The sequence below is a fragment of the Streptomyces violaceorubidus genome (assembly GCF_000717995.1).
GTDB lineage: Bacteria > Actinomycetota > Actinomycetes > Streptomycetales > Streptomycetaceae > Streptomyces > Streptomyces violaceorubidus.
In genome coordinates, this window is the sequence record NZ_JODM01000019.1 from 113,278 (window position 1) to 119,779 (window position 6,502).

Consider the following 6,502-nt stretch of genomic DNA (forward strand, 5'->3'; position numbering starts at 1 on the left):
GGCACGACGGGTGCCGTGCCGTGGCCTGCCGGCTCGCCGGCCGGACGCTCGGAGGAGGAGCCCAGTGGAAGCAGCGCTCACCGTGTTCGCCCTGCTCTTCCTGCTCGCCGTGGTGCTGGGCGTGTACGCCACGGTGAAGGCCGTCGGCGCCGCCAAGCGCAGCGTGGACCGCGGCATCACCCAGGCCCGCCGCACCGTCGAGGACCACACCCTGCGGGCCAAGTCCCTGGTCCAGGTGGGCCCGGCGGCCGAGCTGGCACAGCTGCGGCTCACCCTGCGCACCTCGATGCGGGCCACGCAGGACGCGCTGCACGCGCGCGTGGCCGAGGACGAGTCCCTCAAGGAGTCCCTCGCCCTCTTCGAGCGGCTCAGCGCGCACGGCTTCGAGCTGGACGGCGAGCTGCGGCGGCTGGAGTCCGAGCCGGACCGCGCCACCCTCGCCGAGCGCCTGCCCGGGCTGCGTGAGCGCACCGAGCGCATCACCCGGTCGGCGGACTCCCTGCGCTGGGCGGCCCGCGACCGCGCCCGCCGTTTCGCGGACGACGACCTGGACTCGCTGAGCGCGCAGATCGACGTGGAGGCGGGCGCGCTGCGGCACTGGACGGAGACGGAGCCCGCCGCCGCGCCCTCGTCCTGGCCCGAGGCCCCGCCCGCCGAAGCCCCGTCCACCCGGCAGAGCCGGCCGGAATCGACCGCCCGGGGCCCGGCGGAGAAGGACGCCACACGTCCCGCCATCACCCCGCCGGCCGGGCGCCCCGTGTACCCCTGGCAGAAGAAGGCCCGCCCCGAGAGCACCACCTGACCGGCCCCGCCGACTCGATCCGGCCCTGTGAACGCCCGGTCCTCGGGGCCGGACTGCCGTACGGGCACTACGCCAGGTAACCTCCAGCTCATGTCCCGCCATGTCGCTATCGTCACGGATTCAACGGCCTACCTTCCGGCCCGGACGATGGAGCGGCACGGCATCACCGCGGTACCCCTGACCGTCGTCCTGGGCGACCGGGCCCTGGAGGAGGGCACCGAGATCTCGACCCGCTCCCTGGCCCAGGCGCTGCAGAAACGGCGGCCGGTCACCACCTCGCGCCCCGGCCCCGAAGTCTTCGCCGAGACCTACCGCAGGATCGCCGAGTCCGGCGCCGACGGCATCGTCTCCCTCCACCTGTCCGCCGAGCTCTCCGGCACCCACGACGCGGCCGTCGTCGCGGCCCGTGAGGCCGCCGTGCCGGTGAGGGTCGTCGACACCGGGATGATCGCGATGGCCCTCGGATTCTGCGCGCTCGCCGCCGCGGAGACGGCGGAGTCGGGCGGCACGGTGGACGAGGCCGTCACGGCCGCGGAGAAGCGCGCCGCGGACACCTCCGCCTACTTCTACGTCGACACGCTCGACTATCTGCGCCGCGGCGGCCGGATCGGGGCGGCCCAGGCGCTGTTCGGCTCCGCGCTCGCCGTGAAGCCGCTGCTGCGGCTGGAGGGCGGCCGCATCGAACCCCTGGAGAAGGTCCGGACGGCGTCCAGGGCCATCGCCCGGCTGGAGGAGATCGCCGCCGACCGGGCGGGCAGCGCGCCCGTCGACATCGCCGTCCATCATCTCGCCGCCCCCGACCGCGCGTCGGCCCTGGCGGACCGCCTGCGGGCCCGGGTGCCCGGGCTGGCCGACCTGCACGTGAGCGAGGTCGGCGCGGTGATCGGCGCGCATACGGGGCCGGGGCTGTTGGGGGTTGTGGTCTCGTCACGGTGAGGGCGGGGTGTCGGGGGACCGGGGGACCGGGGCGGGGGACCGGGGCGGAGTGGGGTGGGTGGGGGTGCGTGCGGTCGGGTCACCCGTGAGGGGGGCGGAGTTTTCCACAACCCGTGGGTAGTCCCCGGGAAACGACCATGATCATCGCGAGGGCGTCGAGGTGCCCGATCCTCGTCGCATGGCTCTTCGCTCACGTTCACGCACCACGTCCGCGACCAGCGGTCCGGGCCGTGCCCCGGCCTCCGACGGCCGCCTCGCCCACCGTCGCGCACCCGGGTCCCGTGCCCACGCCCGCCCCCGCTCCCACGCCCGGCACGTTCGCCGGCACCCGCCCCCGGAGGAACTCCGGCGGAGGGCGGAGGCGCTGTTCGCCGAGCGCGCCGGGGCATGCGACCGGGCCGGACCCGAGAGGGCGCGGGGGGAGGCGGGAAAGGGACCGCCGGTGCCCGGCCCCGTGGCCCCCGGCGACGCGGAGTTCCGCGACGCGGAGTTCGGCGACGCGGACTTCAGCGACTCCGACGGTGCCACGACGACCTGGCGGGAGCGGACCGGGCAGGCGCTGCGGGAGCGGATGCCGCTGTGGTTGCAGACACGGTGCGGGCTGGAGCGGCGCAGCGTGGTTGCGCTCTCCGTGCTGCTCGTCCTCGCGGCGGTCTTCGCGGCGCAGCACTTCTGGTCCGGCCGCACCCAGCCGGTGGCGGCACCCGAGGTGCTGCGGGAGGCGGCGGCGTACGGAGCCGGGAAACCGGGGCCGACGGCCGGAGACCGCGCGAAGACGAGCGAGCCCGGGGCCGAGTCCGCACCCACGGCCACGGCCGGGCCCGAGATCGTGGTGGACGTCGGCGGCAAGGTCCGCGAACCCGGCATCCACAGCCTCCCGGCCGGTTCACGTGTCGCGGACGCCCTGCGAGCCGCCGGAGGGGTGCGGCCCGGCACGAAGACCGACGGGCTGAACCGGGCCCGCTTCCTGGTGGACGGCGAACAGGTGATCGTCGGAGCGCCCGCCTCCGCGCCCCCGCCGGGAGCGGGCTCCGCCCCGGGTGGACCGCCGGGAGCGGCGGGGCCCGCGGCGCCGGTCTCCCTCAGCACGGCGACCACCGACCAGCTCGACACCCTCCCGGGCGTCGGCCCGGTCCTCGCCCAGCACATCGTCGACTACCGCACCCAGCACGGCGGTTTCCGCTCGGTGGACGAACTGCGCGAGGTCAACGGCATCGGCGAGCGCCGCTTCGCCGACCTGCGGGACCTCGTACGGCCATGAACACGGACGTGACGGGAGCGAACCGGTCGAGTCGGCCGAACCTGCCCGACCTGCCGGATCTGCCGGATCTGCCGGACCATCTGAACCGGTCGAACCGTTCGGACCGTTCGGACCGTTCGGACCGTTCGGACCGTTCGGACCGGTCGGACGGCTCGGACGGGTCTGACCGACCGGCCGGACTCGACGACAGGGAGGAACCGGAGGAGCCAACTACGAGGTCGCCGCGGGCCGCCGTGCACGCCGCCTCCGGTCACCGGCTGGGCGCGGCCCACCCCCGGCAGGAGGGCCCCGTGGACCTGCGCCTGGTGCCGCCCGCCCTGGCGGCGTGGGCGACGGCGGCGCTGGTGCTGGACGTGCCGACCGGCTGGGCGGTGGGCGTGGTGACGGGCAGTCTGCTCCTGGCCGGGGCGCTGCTGCTGGTGCCGCCGCGCATACGGTCCCGCGCACCGGCCGCCGCCCTGCTCCTCTGCGTCGCCGCGTCCGCCACCTCGGCCGCCTCGCACGGCGCGGACCCGCGCCGGGGGCCCGTACCGGAACTGGCGCGGCAGTACGCCACCGTCACCGCGGAGGTGGAGGTCACGGCCGACCCCCGCCTCACCCGGCCGCGAGTCCGGGGCGAGCGTGCCGTGCCGCCCACGGTGCTGATCGAGGCCGACGTGCGGCGGCTGAGCGAGCCGGACGGGACGGCGGTGACGACCCGGACGCCGGTGCTCGTCCTCGTCGACGTCGGTGAGGGAGCGCAGCGGTCCCGCGCGTCGTCCGCACCCTCCCGCTGGCTGGGGCTTTTGCCGACCACGAGGCTCCGCGTCACCGCCCGGATGGCACCGCCGAGGAAGGGCGGTGACCGGATCGCCGCGGTGCTGCGCGTACGGGCGGGCAGTCGGCCGCCGCGGACGTCGGCCCCGCCTTCGACGGCGCAACGGCTGGCGGGAGGGTTGCGGGCCGGCCTGCGCGAGGCGACCGAGAACCTGTCGCCGGACGCGAGCGCCCTGCTGCCGGGGCTCGTGGTGGGCGACACCTCGCGCGTCACACCGGAGCTGGAAGAGGCGTTCAAGGAGACCGACCTGACCCACACGCTGGCCGTCTCAGGTGCCAACTTCACGATCGTGCTCGCGCTGCTCCTCGGCCCGCCGGGCCTGGCCCAGCGCAGCGAGCGACGGGGCCTCGCACCCCGCCTCGGCCTGCACCTGCGGACGACCGCGCTGCTCGGCGGGGTGCTCGCGCTCGCCTTCGTCGTCGTGTGCCGGCCCGACCCGAGCGTGCTGCGGGCGGCGGCCTTCGGGTCCGTGGCCCTGCTCGCCCTGGCCACCGGCCGCCGCAGATCACTCCTCCCGGCCCTGGCGACGGCGGTCCTGCTCCTGGTGCTCTACGACCCCTGGCTGTCCCGCAGTTACGGCTTCCTGCTCTCCGTGCTGGCCACGGGGGCACTGCTCACCGTCGCTCCCCGGTGGAGCGCGGCGCTGCGCCGGCGCCGGGTACCGCCCCGGCTGGCGGAGGCGCTGGCCGCCGCGGGTGCCGCGCAGGCCCTGTGCGCTCCGGTCGTCGTCGTGCTGTCCCAGCGGGTGAGCCTGGTGGGGGTGCCGTGCAACCTGTTGGCGGAGTTCGCGGTGGCCCCGGCCACGGTGCTCGGCTTCGCGGCGCTGGCGACGGCGCCGGCGGCGATGCCGTTGGCCAAGGGCCTGGCCTGGTGCGGAGGCTGGCCGGCCGAGTGGATCGCGGGGATCGCCCGCACCGGGGCGGCGCTGCCCGGCGCGGGAGTGGACTGGCCCGGCGGCTGGGGCGGGGCTGCGCAGCTCGCCCTCGCCACGGCGGGCGTCCTGCTGGCCGGCCGACGCCTGGCGCGGCACCCGTGGTGGTGCGGCGTCTGCGCCCTGCTGCTGGTCCTCGCGGTGACGCAGCCGCCCCCGCTGGCCCGGGTGATCAAGGGGTGGCCCCCGCCGGGCTGGCGGATGGTGATGTGCGACGTGGGCCAGGGCGACGCGTTGGTCCTCGCGGCGGGAGAGGGGACGGCCGTGGTCGTGGACGCGGGCCCCGACCCGGCTCTGGTCGACCACTGCCTGCGCGCCCTCGGCGTCACCCGGGTGCCCTTGGTGCTGCTGACCCACCTGCACGCCGACCACGTGGCCGGACTGCCCGGGGTGCTGCGGGGCCGCTCGGTGGGCGCGATCGAGACGACCGCCCTCGAAGAGCCGTCGGACCAGGCCGAGTTCGTCCACCGGCAGGCAGCGGGGCGACACGTCCCGCTGCGGCACGCGGCAGCGGGGGAGCAGCGGCGCTCCGGCCCGTTGTCCTGGCGGGTGGTGTGGCCCCCGCCGAGCCCACCGGGGACCACGCCGGCGGGCACCGAGGGCGGCCCCAACGACGCCAGCGTCACCCTCCTGGTCCGGACGGCCGGGCTGCGCCTGCTGCTCCTCGGCGACCTGGAGCCCCCGGCCCAGCGGGAGCTGGCCCGCTCCCCGGCGGCGGCGGAGCTGGAGGGCGTGGATGTCCTGAAGGTGGCTCACCACGGCTCCGCCCACCAGGACTTCGCGTTCCTGCGCGAGGTCGCCCCTCGGCTGGCGCTCATCAGCTGCGGCGAGGACAACACCTACGGCCACCCCGCGCCCGGCACGGTCTCGGCACTGCGCGCCCAGGGAGCGACGGTCCTGCGCACGGACCGGGACGGGGCGGTGGCGGTCGCCGGTACAGGAAGGGAGTTGCGGGTGGCGGCGGAGTGAGGGAGGCAGGGAAGGCGCGTCACCGCCAGGGGCACGCCGGCCGCGTCAGTCGTGCCGGGTGTCGGATGCCGGGGGTCAGGTGCCGGGTGCCCGGGGGTCAGGTGCCGGGGGTCAGGTGCCAGGGCGCCGCGAGGCACAGTGTCCGCCCGCCCCGAGGCACGGTGTCCGTCTGCCCCGAGGCACGGTGTCCGTCTGCCCCGAGGCACGGTGTCCGTCCGCCGCGAGGCACGGTGTCCGCCGGATCGCGTGTGGTTCCCGTCCCCGTTGTGTCCCGGGAGGCGTAGGCCGGGCTGACACCGGGAATTTTCCAATCAGCGCGGACGACGTCACCGTGCCGTGCAGCCGACGCGTCCGGCCGCGGTCGCCCCCCCACCCCCCACGAGACCACACGCCCCAACGTGCCCCGGAACTAGCCGACTTCACCACCACGGGCTCGGCGACGGGACGCCCGTCCGACCGGCAGAAGGAGAAACCCATGCCCCCACCCCCCACGGCCAGGCCGTGGCACCCCGTGGTGCACCGGCTCGGCGAGGACCACCCCCAGCGCGGCGTACACCGACGCGGCCGGTCGCGGCCGGAGCGTGTGTGATGGCGGCCCCCATGTCCGCGGGCGGCTTCCTGAAGGCGCTGAGGGACGAGGGCCTCACCGTCGTCGAGGTCGGCGACTGGCGGGACCACAACCGCAATCACAAGGGCGCCTGGGGGCCGGTGCACGGGGTGATGATCCACCACACCGTGACCCGGGGCAGTGCCGCCACCGTAAAGATCTGCCGCAAGGGCCACCAG

General features: G+C 76.1%; 4 protein-coding genes and 1 pseudogene. All 5 read left to right on the forward strand.

Annotation, left to right across the window (positions count from 1 at the left end; translation table 11 throughout):
- Positions 1–64 precede the first annotated feature (64 nt).
- Complete coding sequence (locus IE94_RS0121950; protein WP_030186916.1) at positions 65–802, forward strand: hypothetical protein; 738 nt, start codon at positions 65–67, stop codon at positions 800–802.
- Positions 803–892: 90 nt separating this feature from the next.
- Positions 893–1,738, forward strand: a complete 846-nt coding sequence (locus tag IE94_RS0121955) for a DegV family protein (protein WP_030186918.1) — start codon at positions 893–895, stop codon at positions 1,736–1,738.
- Between the two features lie 178 nt (positions 1,739–1,916).
- Positions 1,917–2,999 (forward strand): ComEA family DNA-binding protein, encoded by a 1,083-nt coding sequence (locus IE94_RS0121960; RefSeq protein WP_030186919.1) that lies wholly within the window; start codon positions 1,917–1,919, stop codon positions 2,997–2,999.
- A gap of 233 nt (positions 3,000–3,232) precedes the next feature.
- Positions 3,233–5,716, forward strand: a complete 2,484-nt coding sequence (locus IE94_RS0121965) for a ComEC/Rec2 family competence protein (RefSeq protein WP_030186920.1) — start codon at positions 3,233–3,235, stop codon at positions 5,714–5,716.
- Between the two features lie 588 nt (positions 5,717–6,304).
- A pseudogene (locus IE94_RS0121970) lies at positions 6,305–6,502 on the forward strand (N-acetylmuramoyl-L-alanine amidase); the annotation flags it as partial.

Excerpts from the sequence above, each read along its gene's own strand:
- IE94_RS0121955 (WP_030186918.1), top strand. The coding sequence starts at position 893 with ATGTCCCGCCATGTCGCTATCGTCACGGATTCAACGGCCTACCTTCCG.
- IE94_RS0121960 (WP_030186919.1), top strand. The coding sequence starts at position 1,917 with ATGGCTCTTCGCTCACGTTCACGCACCACGTCCGCGACCAGCGGTCCG.